Annotated in this window: 16 protein-coding genes; 5 read left to right on the plus strand and 11 right to left on the minus strand. The window is 72.8% G+C overall.

Going from position 1 to position 18789, the window contains the following annotated elements:
- Positions 1-27 precede the first annotated feature (27 nt).
- A complete protein-coding gene (gene katG, locus RGQ06_RS00635) occupies positions 28-2268 on the plus strand; it encodes a catalase/peroxidase HPI (RefSeq protein ID WP_432428284.1) in 2241 nt (746 codons plus the stop codon).
- A 55-nt stretch (positions 2269-2323) separates the two neighbouring features.
- Here the strand turns inward: katG and RGQ06_RS00640 are convergent, their stop codons facing one another.
- Both RGQ06_RS00640 and RGQ06_RS00645 read right to left on the minus strand, forming a co-directional pair.
- Positions 2324-3571 carry a Glu/Leu/Phe/Val family dehydrogenase gene (locus RGQ06_RS00640; RefSeq protein ID WP_432428285.1) on the minus strand — a complete coding sequence of 416 codons (1248 nt, stop codon included), beginning with the start codon at positions 3569-3571 and terminating at the stop codon, positions 2324-2326.
- 46 nt (positions 3572-3617) lie between these two features.
- On the minus strand, positions 3618-3887 hold the full coding sequence (locus RGQ06_RS00645) for a hypothetical protein (RefSeq protein ID WP_432428286.1): 270 nt from the start codon (positions 3885-3887) through the stop codon (positions 3618-3620).
- A gap of 76 nt (positions 3888-3963) precedes the next feature.
- Between RGQ06_RS00645 and RGQ06_RS00650 the strand changes: the two genes are divergently transcribed.
- A complete protein-coding gene (locus RGQ06_RS00650) occupies positions 3964-4893 on the plus strand; it encodes a LysR family transcriptional regulator (RefSeq protein ID WP_432428287.1) in 930 nt (309 codons plus the stop codon).
- Positions 4894-4997: 104 nt separating this feature from the next.
- Here RGQ06_RS00650 and RGQ06_RS00655 read toward each other — a convergent pair whose 3' ends face one another.
- The 8 genes from RGQ06_RS00655 to RGQ06_RS00690 all read right to left on the minus strand — a co-directional run bounded on the left by RGQ06_RS00655 (position 4998) and on the right by RGQ06_RS00690 (position 13565).
- Entirely contained in the window at positions 4998-5699 is a 702-nt protein-coding gene (locus RGQ06_RS00655) for a potassium channel family protein (RefSeq protein WP_432428288.1), read from the minus strand.
- A complete protein-coding gene (locus RGQ06_RS00660; RefSeq protein WP_432428289.1) occupies positions 5692-7041 on the minus strand; it encodes a TrkH family potassium uptake protein in 1350 nt (449 codons plus the stop codon). Before RGQ06_RS00660 ends, RGQ06_RS00655 begins: the two co-directional genes overlap by 8 nt.
- Positions 7042-7098: 57 nt before the next feature.
- Positions 7099-8736 (minus strand): AMP-binding protein, encoded by a 1638-nt coding sequence (locus RGQ06_RS00665; protein WP_432428290.1) that lies wholly within the window; start codon positions 8734-8736, stop codon positions 7099-7101.
- A 68-nt stretch (positions 8737-8804) separates the two neighbouring features.
- Complete coding sequence (locus tag RGQ06_RS00670; protein ID WP_432428291.1) at positions 8805-10058, minus strand: multidrug effflux MFS transporter; 1254 nt, start codon at positions 10056-10058, stop codon at positions 8805-8807.
- A gap of 38 nt (positions 10059-10096) precedes the next feature.
- Complete coding sequence (locus RGQ06_RS00675) at positions 10097-11731, minus strand: DNA polymerase Y family protein (protein ID WP_432428292.1); 1635 nt, start codon at positions 11729-11731, stop codon at positions 10097-10099.
- A complete protein-coding gene (locus RGQ06_RS00680) occupies positions 11728-12498 on the minus strand; it encodes a hypothetical protein (RefSeq protein WP_432428293.1) in 771 nt (256 codons plus the stop codon). The genes RGQ06_RS00675 and RGQ06_RS00680 overlap by 4 nt, the downstream gene beginning before the upstream one ends.
- 33 nt (positions 12499-12531) lie before the next feature.
- Positions 12532-13068 carry a cobalamin B12-binding domain-containing protein gene (locus RGQ06_RS00685; protein ID WP_432428294.1) on the minus strand — a complete coding sequence of 179 codons (537 nt, stop codon included), beginning with the start codon at positions 13066-13068 and terminating at the stop codon, positions 12532-12534.
- Between the two features lie 2 nt (positions 13069-13070).
- Complete coding sequence (locus RGQ06_RS00690) at positions 13071-13565, minus strand: hypothetical protein (RefSeq protein ID WP_432428295.1); 495 nt, start codon at positions 13563-13565, stop codon at positions 13071-13073.
- Positions 13566-13644: 79 nt separating this feature from the next.
- Here RGQ06_RS00690 and RGQ06_RS00695 point away from each other — a divergent pair, with 79 nt between their 5' ends.
- Entirely contained in the window at positions 13645-14865 is a 1221-nt protein-coding gene (locus RGQ06_RS00695) for a TIGR00300 family protein (protein WP_432428296.1), read from the plus strand.
- On the plus strand, positions 14862-15698 hold the full coding sequence (locus RGQ06_RS00700) for a dimethylarginine dimethylaminohydrolase family protein (RefSeq protein WP_432428297.1): 837 nt from the start codon (positions 14862-14864) through the stop codon (positions 15696-15698). The genes RGQ06_RS00695 and RGQ06_RS00700 overlap by 4 nt, the downstream gene beginning before the upstream one ends.
- A gap of 1 nt (position 15699) precedes the next feature.
- Here the strand turns inward: RGQ06_RS00700 and RGQ06_RS00705 are convergent, their stop codons facing one another.
- Positions 15700-16476 (minus strand): MgtC/SapB family protein, encoded by a 777-nt coding sequence (locus RGQ06_RS00705; protein WP_432428298.1) that lies wholly within the window; start codon positions 16474-16476, stop codon positions 15700-15702.
- A 137-nt stretch (positions 16477-16613) separates the two neighbouring features.
- On the opposite strand from RGQ06_RS00705, the gene RGQ06_RS00710 reads away from it, so the two are divergent.
- A complete protein-coding gene (locus tag RGQ06_RS00710; RefSeq protein ID WP_432428299.1) occupies positions 16614-18788 on the plus strand; it encodes a M14 family zinc carboxypeptidase in 2175 nt (724 codons plus the stop codon).
- Position 18789: the final 1 nt, after the last annotated feature.

Raw genomic sequence — 18789 nt, forward strand, 5'->3', positions numbered from 1 at the left:
CGCCGCGACGAGGAAGAGGACAGGCACATGACCGAACCCCAGGACATGGTCGACAAGGCCGACACCCAGAGCACCAGCGAGAGCGAGAACCCGGCCATCGACTCGCCGGAGCCCAAGACCGGCGGCCGACCGCGGACCAACCAGGACTGGTGGCCGAACCAGCTCGACCTCAGCGTGCTGCACCAGCACAACCAGCGCGGCAACCCCCTGGACCCCGACTTCGACTACAAGGCGGCGGTCGCCGAGCTCGACGTCGACGCGCTCAAGGCCGATCTCGTCGAGGTCATGCGAACCTCCCAGGACTGGTGGCCGGCGGACTGGGGCCACTACGGGCCGCTCTTCATCCGCATGAGCTGGCACCAGGCAGGCACCTACCGCGTCGAGGACGGCCGTGGCGGTGGCGGCGACGGCGGCCAGCGCTTCGCGCCGCTCAACAGCTGGCCGGACAACGCCAACCTCGACAAGGCCCGCCGCCTGCTGTGGCCGGTCAAGCAGAAGTACGGCAACAAGGTCTCCTGGGCCGACCTGCTCGTCCTGGCCGGCAACGTCGCCCTCGAGGACATGGGCTTCGAGACCTTCGGCTTCGCCTTCGGGCGTGAGGACATCTGGGAGCCCGAAGAGGTCTTCTGGGGCCCCGAGGACACCTGGCTCGGCGACGAGCGCTACATCTCCGACGAGCCCCTCGACTTCGGCGACCAGCCCTTCGGCGCGGTCACCATGGGCTTGATCTACGTCAACCCGGAGGGCCCCAAGGGCAACCCCGACCCGCTCGCCGCCGCCCACGACATCCGGCTCACCTTCGCCCGCATGGCCATGGACGACGAGGAGACCGTCGCGCTCATCGCCGGCGGCCACACGTTCGGCAAGACCCACGGCGCCGGCAACCCCGACCTCGTCGGACCGGAGCCCGAGGGTTGCCCCGTCCATTCGATGGGCCTCGGGTGGAAGAGCCAGCACGGCACCGGCAAGGGCGCGGACACCATCACCTCGGGCCTCGAGGGCGCGTGGACGCCCACGCCCACCCAGTGGGACAACAGCTTCTGGGACACCCTGTTCAGCCTCGAGTGGGAGCTGGTGGAGAGCCCGGCCGGCGCCAAGCAGTGGCAGCCCAAGGACCCCGAGGCCCAGGAGCTGGTTCCCGACGCACACATCGAGGGCAAGATGAACCCGCCGATGATGGCGACGACGGACCTCGCCCTGCTCGCCGATCCCGAGTACCGCAAGATCTCCGAGCGGTTCCGCGACGACCCCGAGGCGTTCGCCGATGCCTTCGCCCGGGCCTGGTACAAGCTGCTGCACCGGGACATGGGCCCCCACTCGCGGTTCCTCGGCCCGTGGGTGCCCGAACCCCAGCTGTGGGAGGACCCGGTCCCCGCCGTCGACCACGACCTGGTGGACGACGGCGACGTCGCCGACCTCAAGGCCAAGGTCCTCGATGCCGGCGTGTCGGTGCAGGACCTGGTGTTCACGGCCTGGGCCTCCGCCTCGAGCTACCGGGACACCGACAAGCGGGGCGGCGCCAACGGCGCCCGCATCCGCCTGGCCCCCCAGAAGGACTGGGAGGCCAACGAGCCCGAGCGCATCGGTCGGGTCCTGACCGCGCTCGAGGGCATCCAGCAGGACTTCAACGCGGACCAGTCCGGCAACAAGCGGGTCTCGCTCGCCGACCTCATCGTCCTCGCCGGCAGCGCCGCCGTCGAGAAGGCCGCCCGGGATGCGGGGCACGACATCACCGTGCCGTTCTCCCCGGGACGCACCGATGCCACCGACGAGATGACCGACGCCGACGCCTTCTCCGTGCTGGAACCCCGCGGCGACGGCTTCCGCCAGTACCGGCGGGCCGGCGACAAGCTGCCACCGGAGCAGCGCCTGCTCGACAAGTCCAACCTGCTGGCGCTGTCCGCACCGGAGATGACCGTGCTCGTCGCCGGCATGCGCGCCCTCGGCGCCACCCACGGCGGCACCAGTCACGGTGTGCTGACGGACCGGCCCGGCGTCCTGACCAACGACTTCTTCGTGAACCTGCTCGACGCCGGCATCGAGTGGACGACCGGCGCCGGCGAGGAGGGCGTCTACGAGGGCCGTCGTGCCGGCAGCGACGAGGTCGTCTGGACGGCCACCGCCGCCGACCTGGTGTTCGGCTCGAACTCCCAGCTCCGGGCCATCGCCGAGGTCTACGGCCAAGACGACGGGCGCGAGAAGTTCGCTCGGGACTTCGTGCAGGCCTGGACCAAGGTCATGGAGCTCGACCGCTTCGACCTCCGCTAGGACCCGCAGATGTGATCGGTGGCCGGCTCACTCGTGGGTCGGCCACCGCTCGCGCTCAGGGGAAGATGCCCCGGGCCTCCAGCGCCGCACCGACCCGATCGATGGCCAGGGCGTAGGCGGCCCGGCGCAGGCTCACGTCCCACCGCTGGGACGCGGCCCACACCTCGTCGAACGCCTCAGCCATGACCTCGTGGTGGCGATCCGCGGTGAGGGCGATGTCCCACGGGTAGCCCTGGCGGGCCTGGGCCCACTCGAAGTACGACGCCGTCACCCCGCCGGCGTTGGCCAGCACATCGGGGACCACCGCGATCCCCCGCCGATCGAGCACAGCGTCGGCCTCGGTCAGGGTCGGGCCGTTGGCGGCTTCAACGATCACCTTCGCCTGGATCCGCTCGGCGACCTCCGCGTCGATCACCCCGCCGAGCGCGGCCGGGATGAGCAGCTCGCAGGGCAGCGCCAGCAGGTCGTCGGGATCGATCGGGTCGCCGAGGGGGAAGCCGGCGACGCCGCCGGTGGCCTTCACGTGGTCGGACAGCTCGGACACGTCGAGGCCGCCCTCGTTGATCACGGCCCCGGTGACGTCGCTGACGCCCACGACGCGCATGCCGGCCGACTTGAGCAGGAAGGCCAGGGGCCCGCCCACCTTGCCGAAGCCCTGGATGACGGCGCGCCGTCCGGGCAGGTCCATGCCGAGCGCTTCGAAGACGGCCCGGGCGCAGACCACGACCCCGGCCGACGTGCCGCCGGCGTGGGCGCGGGTGCCGCCCACCGACAGCGGCTTGCCGGTGACCGCACCCGGGAGGTGGATGCCGCCGCCGGTCATCTGCAACGTGTCGAGCAGCCACGCCATCACCCGCCCGTCGGTGTTGATGTCGGGCGCGGGCACGTCACGGTCCGGTCCGAGCAGCGGGGCGATGCCCGACGTGTACCGACGCGTCAGCCGTTCGAGCTCACCCGCGCTCATCTGCCGCGGATCGCAGCGCACGCCGCCCTTGGCCCCACCGAACGGGATGCCGCACACCGCCGTCTTCAAGGTCATCTGCGCCGCCAGGGCGGTGACCTCCTCGACGTCGACGTCGGGGTGGAAGCGGATGCCGCCCTTGCCCGGGCCTCGCACGGTGTTGTGGTGCACCCGCCAGCCGGTGAAGACCTCGAGGGTCCCGTCGTCCATGCGGACCGGGATGGAGACCTCGAGCACCCGCTCGGGGTGTCGCAACCTCGCGTGCACCCCGGCCTCGACGTCGGCCACGGCGGCGGCATCGTCGATGCGATCGAGGACGGCTTCCCAAGCTGAGGACCCCACGGCCCGAGTGTGGCATTCGCCGCACGCAACGCGCGGCGACCACCCCTCAGGCGGCCGTGGCGCCGACGGCCGGGCGCTCGCCGGCGATCGTGGCGGTGGTCGAGCTCAGCGCCACGATCAACCGGCCGAGAGCGCGCTCGCGCACGGCGCGGGGAGCGGTTGCGTCGACGACGATGCCGGCGAGCACGGGCCGGATCCCCCGGGCCCGGGCTGCGGCGACGAGGTCGGTGACGGCGGGGCGGTGGGCGTCGAAGCCGTCGGCGACGACGGATTCGGCGAGGACGATGAGCGCTTCGGTGGCGGGCAGGCGGGTCATGGGTCGACCGTACGACCGACCGGTCATCAGCACCAGCGATGATCTCTGCTCGTGATCATCAGGTACGCTGATCACCATGCCGGCCTTCCCCGACCTGGAGATCCGCCACCTCGCCGCCCTCGTGGCCGTGGCCGAGGAGGGCTCCTTCGCCCGGGCCGCCGGAGCTCTCGGGTTCACGCAGTCCGCGGTGAGCCAGCAGATCGCCTCGCTGGAGCGGGCGGTCGGCCTGCCCGTCCTCGACCGGCCCAAGGGCCCGCGGCCGGCCGAGCTCACGCCCGCCGGACGACTGCTGCTCGACCACGCCCGCGACGTCCTCGACCGGATCGAGGCCGTCAGCACCGAGCTGGACCAGATGCGACGTGGGGTCACCGGCCGCCTCGTCATCGGCACGTTCCAGTCGGTGTCGGCCGAGATCCTCCCGCCCGTCGTCGGGCGGATGCGCGCCGAGGTGCCCCAGGTGGACATCGGCCTGTTCGAGACCGACGACCAGACCGCCCTGGTCGAGCGGGTCCTGTCCGACGAGCTCGACCTGGCCTTCACCGTCGACGCCGCAGACGAGCGGCTGTCGTGCCAGGTTCTGGGACATGACCCCTTCGTGGTGCTCGTCGCCGCCGACGACCCCATCGGCGCCGTCGCCACCCCTGCTGACATCAGCGACCACCCGCTCATCGGGCAGCCGTCGTCCAACGTGTGCCAGCGCCTGATCGACCAGCGGCTCGACTCGGCCGGCATCCGGGCCGACTACGTGTTCCGGTCCCTCGACAACGGCGCGGTGCAGGGCATGGTCCGCTCCGGGATGGGGCGGGCGATCATGCCGATGCTGGCCATCGACCCCGATGACCCCGGCATCCGGGTGCTCCCCCTCGACCCGCCCCTGGCCTCGCGCACGATCCAGCTCACCCGGCGAGCGGGCCGGAGCCTGCCCCCGGCGGCCGATCGCTTCGTGGCGATCGCCGAGCAGGTCAGCGCCGACCGCCTCCGCCCCGAGCCGGCCGTGGCGATCTGAGCCGAGCCGGCAGGCGAGGCGACCCATGAGCACGGTGCCCTTCGGCGGCGAAGCCGCCAACCGAGCCGCAGGAGGGCGTGGCCCGTCCGCGCAGATCCTGAGCCTCAAGACATGCGGGCGAAGGCCTCGCACTCCTTGCCGGGCCCGGCGACCACGAGCACGTCGCCCTCCTCCAGGACGGTGTCGGCCGTCGCGTACGTGAACCCGGCGTCGTTGGGCTTCACGCACACGACGGTGACGCCGTAGCGAGCCCGCAGCTCGAGCTCGGCCAGGGTCTGCCCGAGGGTCTCCGCCGGGGCGTGGGTCTCGACCATCGCGAAGTTCGCGTCGAGCTGGAACCAGTCGAGGATGCTCCCACCGACCATGTGGGCCACGCGCCGGCCCATCTCGTGCTCGGGGTAGACGACGGTGTCCGCGCCCACCCGTTCCAGGATCCGACCGTGCGGGGTGGTCACTGCCTTCCCGATGATGTTCGGCACGCCGAGGTCGGCCAGGGCCGCAACGGTGAGGATGCTGGCCTCGATGTCGGAGCCGATGCCCACGACCGCGTTCTCGAAGTCGCGCGCACCGATCTGGGACAGCACCTCCGGGTCGGTGGTGTCGGCCTCGAGGACGTGGGTGAGCTCGTCGGAAAGCTTCTGGACGCGCCGGGCATCGGTGTCGACGCCGAGGACCTCGAACCCGAGCTGGGTCAGCTCGAGGGCGACCGCGCTGCCGAATCGGCCGAGGCCGACGACGAGGACCTGGGAGCTCTTCGAGCGCTGCAGGCCCGGGCGGCTGCGGTGGGGGCGGGGGTGGTCAGCCAATGATCGGACGCTCCTCGGGATGGCGGTAGAGCCGGTCGTGCTCACGGAGCACGAGCGCGGCGAACAAGGTGATGGGACCGACGCGGCCGATGATCATCAGCACGATGATCACGAGCTGGGAGGTGACGGAGAGCAGCGGGGTGATGTTGGCCGAGAGACCGACGGTGGCCAGGGCCGAGATCACCTCGAACATGAGGTCGGCGCGGGGCAGGGCGGAGGTCGCCAGCAGGAGCATGGTCGCACTGATGACCACGCCGATGGCCAGCAGGGCCACGGTGAGCGCCTGGCGCTGGGCCGTCTGGGGGATGCGCCGCTCGAACACGACGACGTCGGGATCGCCTCGGGCCTCGGCCCACATCACCCAGCCGAGGACGGCGAACGTCGTGACCTTGATGCCGCCGGCCGTGGAGGCGCTGCCCCCGCCGATGAACATCAGCACCTCGGTGAGCAGTCGTGACGGCTCCCGCAGCGAGGCGATGTCGACGCTGTTGAACCCGGCGGTCCGGGGGGTGACGCTGTGGAAGAAGGCGTTGATCGTGGAGTCCCACGCCGACAGCTGGCCGAGCGTGTCGGGGTTCGTCCACTCGAACCAGGCGAAGAGCGCCCAGCCCCCGAGGATGAGGGCGACGACGGTGGTCACCGTGAGCTTCGCGTGCAGGGACCACCGGTGGGTGCGGAGCCGGTGGGTGCCGATCTGGGACCACACCGGCAACCCGAGGCCGCCGACGATGATCGCGGCAGCGATGACCACGAGGATGTAGCTGTCCCGCTGGTACCCGATGAGGCTGTCGGAGAACAGGGCGAAGCCGGCGTTGTTGAACGCCGAGACCGAGTGGAAGACCCCGAGGTAGGCCGCCCGGTGCGCGGGCTCGCCGTGGGTGATGGCGAACCGACCGGCGAGCAGGATCGCAGCGAGGACCTCCACCACGAAGGTCAGCTTGGCGACGTTGACCAGCAGGCGGCGGACGTCGGACATGTCGAGGGCGCCGGTCTCGGCCACCGCGATCAGGCGTTGGCGCAGGCCGAGGCGCCGGGCCAGCACCGCCACCAGCAGCGACGACAGGGCGATGATGCCGAACCCGCCGATCTGGATGAGCCCGAGGATGACGACCTCGCCGAAGGTGGACCAGTGCCCGGCCGTGTCCACCACGACGAGCCCGGTGACGCACACCGCGGACGTGGCGGTGAACAGGGCGGTGACGAACGACGTGGTCTCACCGGGCTCGGTGGCGAAGGGGAGCCGGAGCAGGAGCGCACCGATGAGGCTCGCGCCGGCGAACGCGACCGCCACGTACTGCGCCGGGTGGCGCAGCGTTCGCCAGGACGCTCGGCGGGTGGGCACGGCGCTGCACGCTACGGCGCGGCGCGGCGTAGATCGCGCCCGAGGCGGCGGGAGGTCCTACGCCGGAGCGGCCGGCTGGGTGGCGAGCACCTGCTCTCGGGCCCACCCGTAGTCGGCCTTGCCGTTGGGCGCACGGTGCAGGTGATCGACCACCGCGATCTGGCGGGGGATCTTGTAGCTGGCGAGGACCTCGCGCAGGTGGGTGCGCAGGTCGTCCTCGACGGGAGGCTCGGCGCCTGCCGTGCAACCGACCACGGCCACCACTCGCTGGCCGAAGCGGTCGTCGGGGACGCCGACCACGTAGCAGTCGTCGACCGCTGGGTGGGTCTTGAGCGCCTCCTCGACCTCCTCGGGGAAGATCTTCTCCCCACCCGAGTTGATGCAGTTCGACCCCCGGCCGTGCAGCGTGATGGTGCCGTCCTCGTGGAGGGTCGCCCAGTCGCCGGTGATGACGTAGCCGTTGCCGTCGATCTGCTTGAACGTCCGGGCCGTCTTCTCCGGGTCCTTGTAGTAGCCGTGGGCGCCGGTGCGCGTGGCGAGCAGGCCCGGCTCGGGCGACCCGGGCGTGACGGGCAGGTCGTCGGTGCCGAGCACGAGGGTGTCGGGCGTGGGAGTGAAGCGGGCCGTCGTGCCCTTCGCGGTGCGGTCGGCGGTCACCGTCCCGTAGCCGCCGCCCTCGGTGGAGCCGAGGCCGTCGGAGAGCACGGCGGACGTGTACCGGGTGAGGCCGTCCTTGATCTCGGCGCTCCACATCGCGCCGGATGAGCTGATGGTCTTCAGCGACGACAGGTCGGGCAGCTCGCCCCGGGCCTCGGCGGCCTCCAGCGCCCGCAGGATCGGGCGGGCGAACGCGTCGCCCACGATCGCGCACCGGGTCACCCCCTCGGACTCGATGACGTCGAGCAGCTCGTCGGCGTCGAAGCTGCGCGACTGCAGCAGCACCACGGTGCCCCCGACGTTCAGCGCCGGCATGGCGCCGACCCACATGCCGGTGCCGTGCATGAGCGGGCAGCACGGGACCGAGACCACCGGGCCGAGCTCGCGGACCCCACGCACCAGGTCGCCGACGTCGTCGAGCGAGGCCGGGGCCGGGAGCCCGTTGAGCAGGGCGGCGCCGGCGAGCAGGGCGTTGCAGAAGACGCCGTTGTCGTACATGACGCCCTTGGGCAAGCCCGTCGTGCCCCCGGTGTAGAGCATGTAGAGGTCCTGGGGCGAGCGGTCCCAGCGGGGCTGGGGCTCGTGGGCGGCGACGAGGTCGTGGAACCCGGAGGCGAAGTCGTGCTCGCTGCCGGTGCCGTCGTCGTCGACCACCACGAACAGCCGGACCCGGTCGAGGCGGTGACGCACCCGTTCCACCCGGTCGCCGAGCGAGGCGTGGAAGACCAGCACCTCGCTGTCGCTGTTGTCGACGAGGTACACGAGCTCGTCGTCGAGGTAGCGGTAGTTGACGTTGACCGGTCCGCAGCCGTGCTTGAACGCGGCGTGCTGGGCGATCAGGTACTCCGGGCAGTTGTGCAGGTACAGCGACACCTGCGATCCGCGAGCCACGCCGGCGGCCTCCATCGCCGAGGCGAACCGGGCCGCGGCGTCGTCGAAGGCCGCGTAGGTCCAGCGCTGGTCGCCCATGACGACCGCCTCGGCGGCGGGCACCGTGTCAGCGACGCGCTCCCATGCGGACGCGAAGTGGAAGTCCATGTCTGTGTCCCCCCGGACAGCTCGAGTTCGCACGGACAGTACCGAGAGGCGCGGCCCGTCGCCCGGAGTCAGGTCGAGGGCTCGGTCCCGGCCACGACCAGGCCGACCTCCTCGGCCGGCACCCGCCGGGCGACGGTGACGGCGGCGACGGTGAGGACGCTCGCCAGCACGAAGCCGATCGACAGCGGCAGGATCGTGCCGTCGAAGAAGCGGTCGAGCACACCGCCGAGCACGGCACCGAGGGTCAGCTGCGCGGCGCCGATGACGGAGGAGGCGGTGCCGGCGACCGACGCCATCGGCGCCATGGCGAGGGTGTTGAGGTTGGGCAGCAGCTGGGCGTGGCTGGCCAGCAGCAGGGCCATCACCGGCATGAAGACCCAGAGCGCGGGCTGCCCGGACGTGAGGACGGCGACGGTCAGGAGCACGGCCGTCATCACCACGTACACCGACAGCGCGCCGCGCACCATGGACCGGGTACCGAAGCGCGAGACGATGCGGCCGTTCAGCACGGCGGCCACGCCCATGGAGCCGGCGAGCGCACCGAAGATGATCGGGAACTGCTCCTCGCTGTCGAGGGCCTGGCCGATGATCGCCTCGGAGGAGCCGAGGTAGGAGGCGAACACCCCGTAGAGGGCCACGGTGGCCGCCGCGTAGGCGACCGCCGTGCGGCTGGACAGCACCAGCCGGGTCGCCGTCTTCACCCGGTGGAAGCGCAGGTCGGGGATGCGGTGCTCGGCGGCCAGCGTCTCGGGGAGCCGTCGGGTCCACAGCGCCACGAGCAGCGCGCCGGCGGCGCAGAGCACGAACAGCCAGCGCCACGGCGCGACCTCGAGCAGCAGCGCACCAAGGGACGGGGCCAGCACGGGGACGAGGAGGAAGACGGCCATCAGCGACGACATCGTCCGGGACATGGCGTCGCCCTCGAAGCGGTCGCGCACGATGGCCAGCGCCACGACCCGGGGGCCGGCGGCGCCCATGCCCCACAGGAAGCGGGCGAGCATGACCATCGGCAGGGTCGGCGCCACCGCGGCGAGCAGTGCCCCGGTGACGTAGATGCCGAGGCCGAGCCGCATGGTCCAGCGCCGGCCCTTGTGGTCGGCGAGCGGGCCGTAGAACACGGTGCCGAGGCCGAGGCCGACGAAGTAGGCGGTGACCAGGCCGGTGACCGCGGTGGAGCCGGCGCCGAGGTCGAAGTCGGCCCGGATCTCGTCGAAGGCCGGGAGCATCAGGTCGATGCCGAGCGCGGTGAGCGCGGTGGCCATGGCGAGCAGCCCGATGAGCTCGCGCCCCTCGGCGGTGGACGTGCGACGGCGGCTGCTCACCGGAGGAGTCTGCCGGGCGACGGGTGCGGCGACACCCATCAGTCGTAGGTGGCGGCGATCGTCCACCGGCCGCCCTCGAGGACGACGAGGTGGGCGGCACCGTCGTCGGTGACGACCTGGTAGCGGACCCGGCGGGAGCGGCGCTCCGGGTCCCACCAGCGCTCGTCGACCGGCCACGGGCCGGCCCACGACTCGATGCGCCGGCGCCGGCGGCCGGCTCGTAGCGCCGCCGGTTCGGCCGTGGGCCGGCAGCGCCCGTCGACCACCACCTGGCGACCCCGGGCGTCGAGCACGTCGACCGGCACGGCATCGGGGTGCAGGGTGGCCGGCGACGGGTTGGGCAACCGGCCCGGCCACGGGGCACCGACCCAGTCGGGGCGGGCGGCGGGACGGTCGGCGCCGAGGTCGACGGCGGCGGCCGGCACGAGACGGAGCTGCTCGCCGGGGTCTCGGCCGCCGGCGTACTCGGGCACGAGGACGGCATCGGCGCCGAGCAGGCCCTGGACCCGGGCGATGGCACGCACCGCCCGGTCGGCCGCGCCCGTGTCGGCCCCCCAGAAGCCGAGCTGGCGGCCGTCGGCGGCGACGACCTCGTCGGGGTGCAGCCAGAGGTGGACGATGCCGGCGGAGGGGCGCTGGCGGACGTTGGCGTGGAGCCAGCCGTCCATCTGCCAGCGGACCCGGTCGGCGATGGCGCCGGCGCTGAGCGCACCCTCGTGGCGCCACACCCGCTCGGAGCGCTCGCCGTGCTCGGTCTCGGCGCTGATGACGATGCGGGTGCACACCGAACCCCGGGCATCGAGGCGGGCGTGGAGCTCGTCGGCCATGCCCCGGGCGACGAAGGCGATGGGGGCGACCTGCTCGGCCGGGGGGTCGAGCTCGGCGGACACGACCAGGTCGGGCGGCGGCGGCTCGGTGGCCGGCGGGCGGGGGTCGAGGCCGCAGGCCAGGCGGTGGGCCTCGAGCCCCTCGGACCCGAAGCGGCCGAGCACGTCGGCGGCGGGCAGGGCGGCGAGGTCGCCGAGGGAGTGCAGGCCGAGGCGGGCGAGCACGTCGGCCAGCTCGGGCCGGTCGAGCGCGCCGAGGGAGAGCGGCGCCAGGTACTCGGCGGCCCGGCCCGGGGCCACGACCCACACCGGCGGCTCGCCCCCGCCGGACCGGTTCGCCCGCACCAGCGCGGTGCGGGCGGCGTGGGCGGCGGCGAAGGGGCCGTCGGCCACGCCGACGGCGACCGGGGCGGCGAGCACCTCGGCCACGACGTCGAGCGCACGGGAGGCCAGGGCGTCGTCGCCACCGAAGTAGCGGGACGGCCCCCGGGTGGGGAACGCGCACCGACCCGGGCGGGTGACCTCGATGCGCGGGGTGAGCGCCTCGACGGCGTGCACCACGGCCTCGAAGGCCCGGGCATCGCGGTCGGGGTCGTGGTCCAGCACCTCCAGCGACGGGGCACGGGACTGGGCCTCGCGCCGGCGCATGTGGCGGCGGACCCCGGCGGCTCGCGCCGCCGCGGTGCACGCCACCACCCGGTTGGCCACGAACACCGCGGCCGGCGTGGCCGAGTCCACCCCGGCCGCCACCAGCGGCCAGTCGGGCACCCACACCGACATGGTGCGCACCGGCTCGTCGACCGGCGGCCCGATGGGTTGCACCTTGCGGGCCCGGAGCCTGGTCATGCGATCTCGCTCCCCCGGGACGCCCGCAGGGGCACCGGCTCGGGCAGGACCTCCTCCACCGTGCCGTCGACCGAGGGCAGCCACAGCTCGGCTCGCCGGGGGCGAGCCGCCTCGCGCCGGCCACCGGCCTCGACCGTGACCCGCCGGGCCCGGAGGTGGCCGTGACCCTCCCCCAGCCCCTCCCAGGCGGCGTCGACCACCGTGAGGGCGACATCCGCGCCTTCGGGCCAGCGAGCGCCGGTGGGAGCGCTGCCGCCGACCTGCACCAGCACGGCACCGCGCTCGCGGGTGCGAGCGACCAACCGGCGGCCGTCAGCGGCCCGCACCGGGTGGCTGGCGTGCACCAGCACGACCTCGAAGGCGTCGACGAGCGCGGCCACCACCGACGGCCATGCCGCGGCATCGGCCCGCTCCCCGGGCAGGAGCGGCTCGGGCTCGGCGACGAGCACCAGCCGCTCGAGGGCGATGCCCAGCTCGGCGGCGGCGAGCAGGCCGAGGGACGGGAAGCCGACCGCCGCCACCCACGCGCCGTCCCGGGACGGACCCGCCGCCGCGGCCAGGGCCAAGGAGGTGGCGGCGGAACCGTCCACCGACAGGGTCGAGCCCCGCCGCAGCCCGCCGCCGGGGACCAGGGACTCGAGGGCCGGCAGCACCGGCAGGCGCTGCGCCCGGGCCAGGACCGTGGGCGTGGTGCGGGCCGCGACGGAGGCCACGTCCTCGGCGCCGCCGGTCATGGCGGCACGCAACGCTGCGACGTCTCGGCCCACGGAGGCCAGTATCGAACACCCGTTCGAGCAGCGTCAACCGCCCTGGAAGCCGAGCCGTTCCTCCAGCAGCTCCACGGCACCGCGGGCGTCAGCCGCCCACCCGTCGCCGCCGAGAGCCGCCGACGTCGCTGCGTCCGGCACCGCGGCGCCGCCGACGAGCACGGGGACGCCGGACCGCTCGCGCACGTCGGCGCCGAGGTCCTGCACCTCGTAGCCCGAGAGCCGGACGACGTCGGCCACCATCCGGAGCGGGAGCGAGTGGCGCTCCCCCTCCACCGCCCCGGCCAGCACCAGGCCCCGCCGGCCGCTGCGCCGGCTGAAGCGGCTGTCCAGCACGGCGAGCACCTGCCCGACGATGACCGCGGCCCGGTGCTCCTCGGCGACCCCGATCGCGCCGGCGGCCCACCCGTCGCCGATGCGCCGCATCGCCGGCGCGACCACGTCCACGTAGACGCCGACCGGGTCGGTGCCGGAGGTGAGGGACGCCTCGATGACGCTCTTGGCCCCGAAGCGGTCGCCGGCGAGCAGCCGCCGATGGAACCGCAGGGACCAATCGGCGGCGTCGACCATGATCAGTCGGCCGGGGTGCCCTCGTCGTCGGGCCGGTCGGGATCGGGCGCCTCGGCCGGGGCTTCGGCCGGTGCGTCGAACTCGCTGGCGCCGGTGGCGGCGGAGGCCTCAGGTGCCTCGCGCAGGTCCGTCTCGTCACCCGTGAGCGGCGTCTGGGCCACCGGGGGCTCCTCGGCGGGCACGTCGGTGCCGGCTTCGGGCGCCTCGGGCACGTCGGGGTAGAAGCGGAACAGGTCCTCGATGATCTGCTGCAGGCCGTCACCGACGTAGCCGCCGCTGAGGTCGACGGTGATCACCGAGGAGTTCACGTGCACGCCGTCGACGCCGCCGTGCTCGAGCAGCCGGCGGGCCAGGCGATCCACGGGACGGTCGAGGACGATGTCGTCCAGCGAGCGGTAGCGCTCGTGGCCCATCCCGGTGAGGCTGCGATTGATCTCGAACCGCAGGATCTCGGGGTTCGACGAGTGCTTCGCGACGACGTTCACGCTCTGTCCCATGCGGGGCGGGATGGTACCGCTCGCCCTCCGCCGGCGGGAAAGGCGAGCGCCGAGGGCGGCGGAGCGAGAAGATGGGCCGATGGCAACCGAGACCATCGAGGTGCACGGCCACATCGTCGACTCGCTCATCCTCGCCAAGATCCTCGACGCGATCATCGAGGCCGGCGCGGACTACGAGCTGGCCGACGTCGAGATCGGCAAGACCAACACCGACAGCTCCCGGGCCTCCATCGTGGTCCGGGCCGACGACCGAGCGCTGCTCGACGCGCTCCTCGACGACCTCCTGGTCCACGGGGCGAACCGCACCACGCAGTCCGAGGCGGTGGTCGAGATCGCCGAGCAGGACGGCGTGCTGCCCGTCGGCTTCCACTCCACCACCAACCTGGACACCGAGGTGCTGCTCGACGGCACCTGGCACACGGTCGAGAACCCGGAGATGGACTGCGGCCTCGTCGTCGACGAGGCGGACGGCCGGATCCGGGTCCGGACCGTCCCCATGCACCGGGTGGAGGCCGGCGACCGCGTCGTGGTCGGCCGCGACGGCGTGCGGGTGCAGGCGCCGGAGCGCAGGAACGTGGCCGGCAGCTTCGAGTTCATGGGCTCCGAGGTCTCCTCGGAGAAGCCGAAGGGGCTGATGATCCGCCACGTCGCCGAGCGCATCCGCGCCGCCCGGGAGGAGGGCGGCCGGGTGCTGCTCGTGGCCGGCCCCGCCGCCATCCACACCGGCGCCGGCCCCGACCTGGCCACGCTGGTCGAGCAGGGGTGGATCAGCTGCCTGTTCACGGGGAACGGCTTCGCCACCCACGACCTCGAGTCGAACGTGCTCGGCACGTCGCTCGGCGTCGGGGTCGCCGACGGCGTCCCGGTCGAGGGCGGCCACGCCAACCACGTCCGGGTCATCAACGAGATCCGCCGCCACGGCTCCATCGCCGCCGCGGTCGAGGCCGGCTACGTCAGCGGCGGCGTCATGCACGCGTGCGTGCGCGCCGGCGTGCCCTTCGTCCTGGCCGGATCCGTGCGCGACGACGGCCCCCTGCCCGACACCATGACCGACGTGGCCGCCGCCGCCGACGCGATGCGGGACCAGGTGCCCGGCATGCAGGTCGCCCTCATGCTCGCCACCACGCTGCACGCCATCGCCACCGGCAACATCCTCCCTGCATCGGTCGAGACGTTCTGCGTCGACATCAACCAGGCGGTCGTCACCAAGCTCGCCGACCGGGGCTCGCACCAGGCGGTCGGCATCGTCACCGACATCGGCGTGTTCGTCCGCCAGCTCACCGGCGAGCTCTGCTCGTGACCCAGCTCGGGTGGGGGCGTCGCTACCTGCTGTGCCAGCCCCGCCACTTCGGGGTGCTCTACGAGATCAACCCGTGGATGGAGCACGGCGTCGCCGTCGACGTCGACGCCGCGCTCGAGCAGTGGCAGGGCCTGCACGACGCCCTCGTCGAGGCCGGTGCCGAGGTCGAGACCATCGACCAGCCCGAGGGCGTCCCCGACCTGGTCTTCACCGCCAACGCCGGTCTCGTCGACGCCACGTCGAAGCGGTTCGTCCCCTCGCACTTCCGTCATCCCGAGCGGGTCCCGGAGACCGAGGTGTTCGCCCGCTGGTTCGACGACGCCGGCTGGGACGTCGCCCGCCTGCCCGACGCGGTGACCCACGAGGGCGCGGGGGACGCCCTGCCCTTCGGCGGCGTGCTCGTGTCCGGCTACCGACCCCGCTCCGACCTGGCCGCGGCGTCGCACCTCACCGACCTGCTCGACGTGCCGGTGCGCACGCTCGAGCTCGTCGACGAGCGGCTGTACCACCTCGACCTCACGTTCTGTCCCCTGGACGACCGCCGCGCCATGTGCGCGCCGCTCGGCTGGGACTCCTACGGCCGCAGGCTCATCGAGTCGCTCGTCCCCGAGCCGCTGTGGCTCACCGACGACGAGGCGCTCGCCTTCTGCGCCAACTCCGTCGTGGTCGGCGACGTCGTCCACATGCCGGCCTGCCCACCACGCATCGGCCGCCAGCTGGAGGCCTGGGGGTTCCACGTCGTGGTGTGCCCGGTGGACGAGTTCCTGAAGGCCGGCGGCGGGTGCCGCTGCCTGACCTTCGCCCTCGACGTGGGGCTCTCCTCGCTGCGCTGAGTCAGGTCTCCTCCCGGACCTGGGAGTCCAGGAACGAGTCGCTGTTCAACGAGACGACGTCGTCGCGGGCCACGATCGGCGCCAGGCGCTGCTCCGGCTGGAACGTCGGAGCAGCCTCCATGGTGAGGTCGAGCACGGTGTCGCCCTCGTGCTTGCCCCATGCGACGGTGGAGACCCGGACGTGGTCCAGGCTCCGCAGCGCCTCGAGGACCGCATCCGGCGAGCCGGTGGCGGCGACCCTGATCGAGACGTGCGCGGTCGACCGGGTCAGCCGGTTGCGGATCAGGTCCCGCGGGATGCGCAGCAGCAGCAGCAGCGCGAAGAGCAGCACGGCCGCGGCGATGATCGCGATGCCGATGTCACCGACCCCGGCAGCGAGCCCGATCGCTGCGGTGACCCAGAGGCTGGCCGCCGTGGTCAGGTTGCGGATCCTGGACCCTGCGCGGAAGATGATCCCGGCGCCGAGGAAGCCGATGCCGACCACGACCTGCGAGGCCACCCGGGTCACGTCGAACTGGACGTTGACGTCGCGCTGATCGGTGACGAACTCGGAGAACCCGAGGGTGGAGATGACGCCGAAGACGGCGGCGCCGAGGGCGACGGTCAGGTGCGTGCGGAGGCCGGCAGGCTGGTCGTCCACCTCGCGCTCGAAGCCGATGACTGCGCCGAGGGCGGTGGCGGCGAGCACGCGCCACACCGCCTCGGTGCTGGGGTAGACGTCGTTGACCTCACCGAAGGCCTCGCCGAGCGCGGCCAGCAGCAGCACGGGTTCTGTCATCGTCGGCACCACTACCCGTTTCCACCGAGTCGAGAACCGTGGCATGCGCCACCGAGGGCAGGACGTGGCTCGGCGCCCGTCGAACCCTCCGTCCGGAACGGCGCTCCGCCGTGCCCGGGAACACACGGAGGAACCACGTGCACCGCACCCCACGACGCCGGCTCGCCGTCGCCGCCGGCCTCGCCGCAGGCCTGGCGCTCGCCGCCTTGCCCACCGCCCAGGCCGGGCTGCTCGGCGACCTCACCGGCACGGTCGAGGAGGCCTTCGCCCCCCAGCTCGTCACCGTGACCGCCGACCTGGCCGAGCGGAACCTGCTGGCCGGCAGCGGCCTCGACGTCACCGAGCACGCCGGCCACGACTACGTCGAGGTCGTCCTGCACACCCCGGCCGACCTCGTGCTGCTCGAGACCTTCGACCTGCCCTACGAGGTCCGCATCCCCGACCTGGTCCGGCGCGAGGCCGAGATCCAGGCGGCCAACCAGGCCTACGCCGCCTCGGTCGATGCATCTCCCCTGCCCTCGGGGCGCGACACCTACCGGACCCTGGAGGACTACAACGCCGAGATGCAGGCGCTCGCCTCCGACCACCCCGACATCGTCAAGCTGCTCGAGCTGCCCCACCGGAGCATCGAGGGCAAGACGATCTACGGCGTGGAGATCGCCACCGGCGTGAACGACTCCGAGGCCGCCGACGACGAGCGCCCGAGCTTCGTGCTGATGGGCCTGCACCACGCCCGCGAGTGGCCCTCCGGCGAGCACACCATGGAGTTCGCGCACGACCTCGTGCAGGGCTACGAGGCCGGCGACGCCCGCATCGCGCCGCTCGTCGAGCAGGCCCGCACGGTGCTCGTCCCCGTGGTGAACCCCGACGGCTTCGAGAAGTCGGTGAACGACGGCATGCTCGTCGACCTGAACGTGCTCAACGAGTACGACCCGCTCGGCGGCCAGACGGCGATCCTCGCCACGCCCGGCAACGCCTACAAGCGCAAGAACTGCCGGCCCTTCGACGGCGTCGACGGCATCCCGGTGTTCTGCGACCTGGCCAAGAGCCCGGGCGGCTTCGGCGTCGGCGTGGACCTCAACCGCAACTACGGCGCCTTCCACGGCGGGCCCGGGGCGGCGGCCGAGCCGATCGACCCGACCTACCACGGCCCGGACGGCTTCTCGGAGCCCGAGACCCAGAACGTGCGCGAGCTGGTCAGCAGCCGCCACGTGACGATGCTCATCAGCAACCACACGTTCTCGAACCTGATCCTGCGCCCGAACGGCGTGAACCCCCAGACGATCGGCCCCGACGGCAACCCCGTCGGGGACGCGCCGGACGAGGACGCCATGAAGCACCTCGGCGCGCACATGGCCGAGCAGAACGGCTACGCCAACATCCACGGGTGGGAGCTCTACGACACCACCGGCACCACCGAGGACTGGTCCTACAACGCCACCGGCGGCTACGGGTACACCTTCGAGATCGGTCCGGACGAGTTCCACCCGCCGTTCCCGCACGTGGTCGACGAGTACCTCGGTGCCGGCGAGCACGCCGGCAAGGGCAACCGCGAGGCCTACCTCATCGCCCTCGAGGCCGCCCTCGACCCGGCGACCCACTCGATCGTGACCGGCCAGGCGGTGGAGGGCGCAACGCTGCTGCTCACCCGCACGGGCGCCACGCCGACCTGGGAGGGATCCTTCACCGACACCGTGGAGACGGTCCTGACCGTGCCACCGGGCGGCGACTTCCGCTGGCACACGAACCCCTCGACCCGTCCGCTCGCCATGGGCAAGCGCTTCGACGTGCTGGCCGAGGACCCGAAGCACACCTTCACCACGACCGGCACCGTGCCCATGGTGGGCGAGTCCGTCGACGTGGCGTGGTCGCCGAGCCAGTCGGCCGACGTCGTCACGGTGGACCTGGGCTGGGACCTGCCCGACGACCTCGACCTCGAGGTGTACCGGATCGAGGGCGACCAGGAGACCCAGGTCACCACCTCGGGCAACGCCCCGGGCGAGAAGGAGTCGGTCACCCTCGTCGACGTCGAGGCCGGCGCGGAGTACGTCTTCCGGGTGATCAACTACGCCGCCGTGCCGGAGCAGGAGTTCCGCCTCGACCTCGCGTACTTCGACGCCGGGACGGCGGGCACCACCGGCCTGATCGAGGCCTGGACCCTGACCTGCGAGATCGACGGCCAGGTCGTCGAGCAGGTGCCCGTCGTCGTGGACCGCGGCCAGACGGCCCTCGTCGACCTCGACGTGTGCGGCCCGGCCGGCCCGGCGAAGAAGCCGCTCCCGCCCCAGGCCCATGGCAAGGGCCGGAGCTGAT

Origin of the sequence: Salinilacustrithrix flava, assembly GCF_041228405.1 — a bacterium.
Classification (GTDB): Bacteria; Actinomycetota; Acidimicrobiia; order Acidimicrobiales; family Salinilacustritrichaceae; genus Salinilacustrithrix; species Salinilacustrithrix flava.

Bases quoted from the DNA above. Each gene is read 5' to 3' on its own strand.
- katG (WP_432428284.1), top strand. From the start codon at position 28: ATGACCGAACCCCAGGACATGGTCGACAAGGCCGACACCCAGAGCACC.
- RGQ06_RS00645 (WP_432428286.1), bottom strand. From the start codon at position 3,887: ATGACCCGCCTGCCCGCCACCGAAGCGCTCATCGTCCTCGCCGAATCC.
- RGQ06_RS00650 (WP_432428287.1), top strand. From the start codon at position 3,964: ATGCCGGCCTTCCCCGACCTGGAGATCCGCCACCTCGCCGCCCTCGTG.
- RGQ06_RS00665 (WP_432428290.1), bottom strand. From the start codon at position 8,736: ATGGACTTCCACTTCGCGTCCGCATGGGAGCGCGTCGCTGACACGGTG.
- RGQ06_RS00675 (WP_432428292.1), bottom strand. From the start codon at position 11,731: ATGACCAGGCTCCGGGCCCGCAAGGTGCAACCCATCGGGCCGCCGGTC.
- RGQ06_RS00685 (WP_432428294.1), bottom strand. From the start codon at position 13,068: ATGGTCGACGCCGCCGATTGGTCCCTGCGGTTCCATCGGCGGCTGCTC.
- RGQ06_RS00690 (WP_432428295.1), bottom strand. From the start codon at position 13,565: ATGGGACAGAGCGTGAACGTCGTCGCGAAGCACTCGTCGAACCCCGAG.
- RGQ06_RS00695 (WP_432428296.1), top strand. From the start codon at position 13,645: ATGGCAACCGAGACCATCGAGGTGCACGGCCACATCGTCGACTCGCTC.
- RGQ06_RS00705 (WP_432428298.1), bottom strand. From the start codon at position 16,476: ATGACAGAACCCGTGCTGCTGCTGGCCGCGCTCGGCGAGGCCTTCGGT.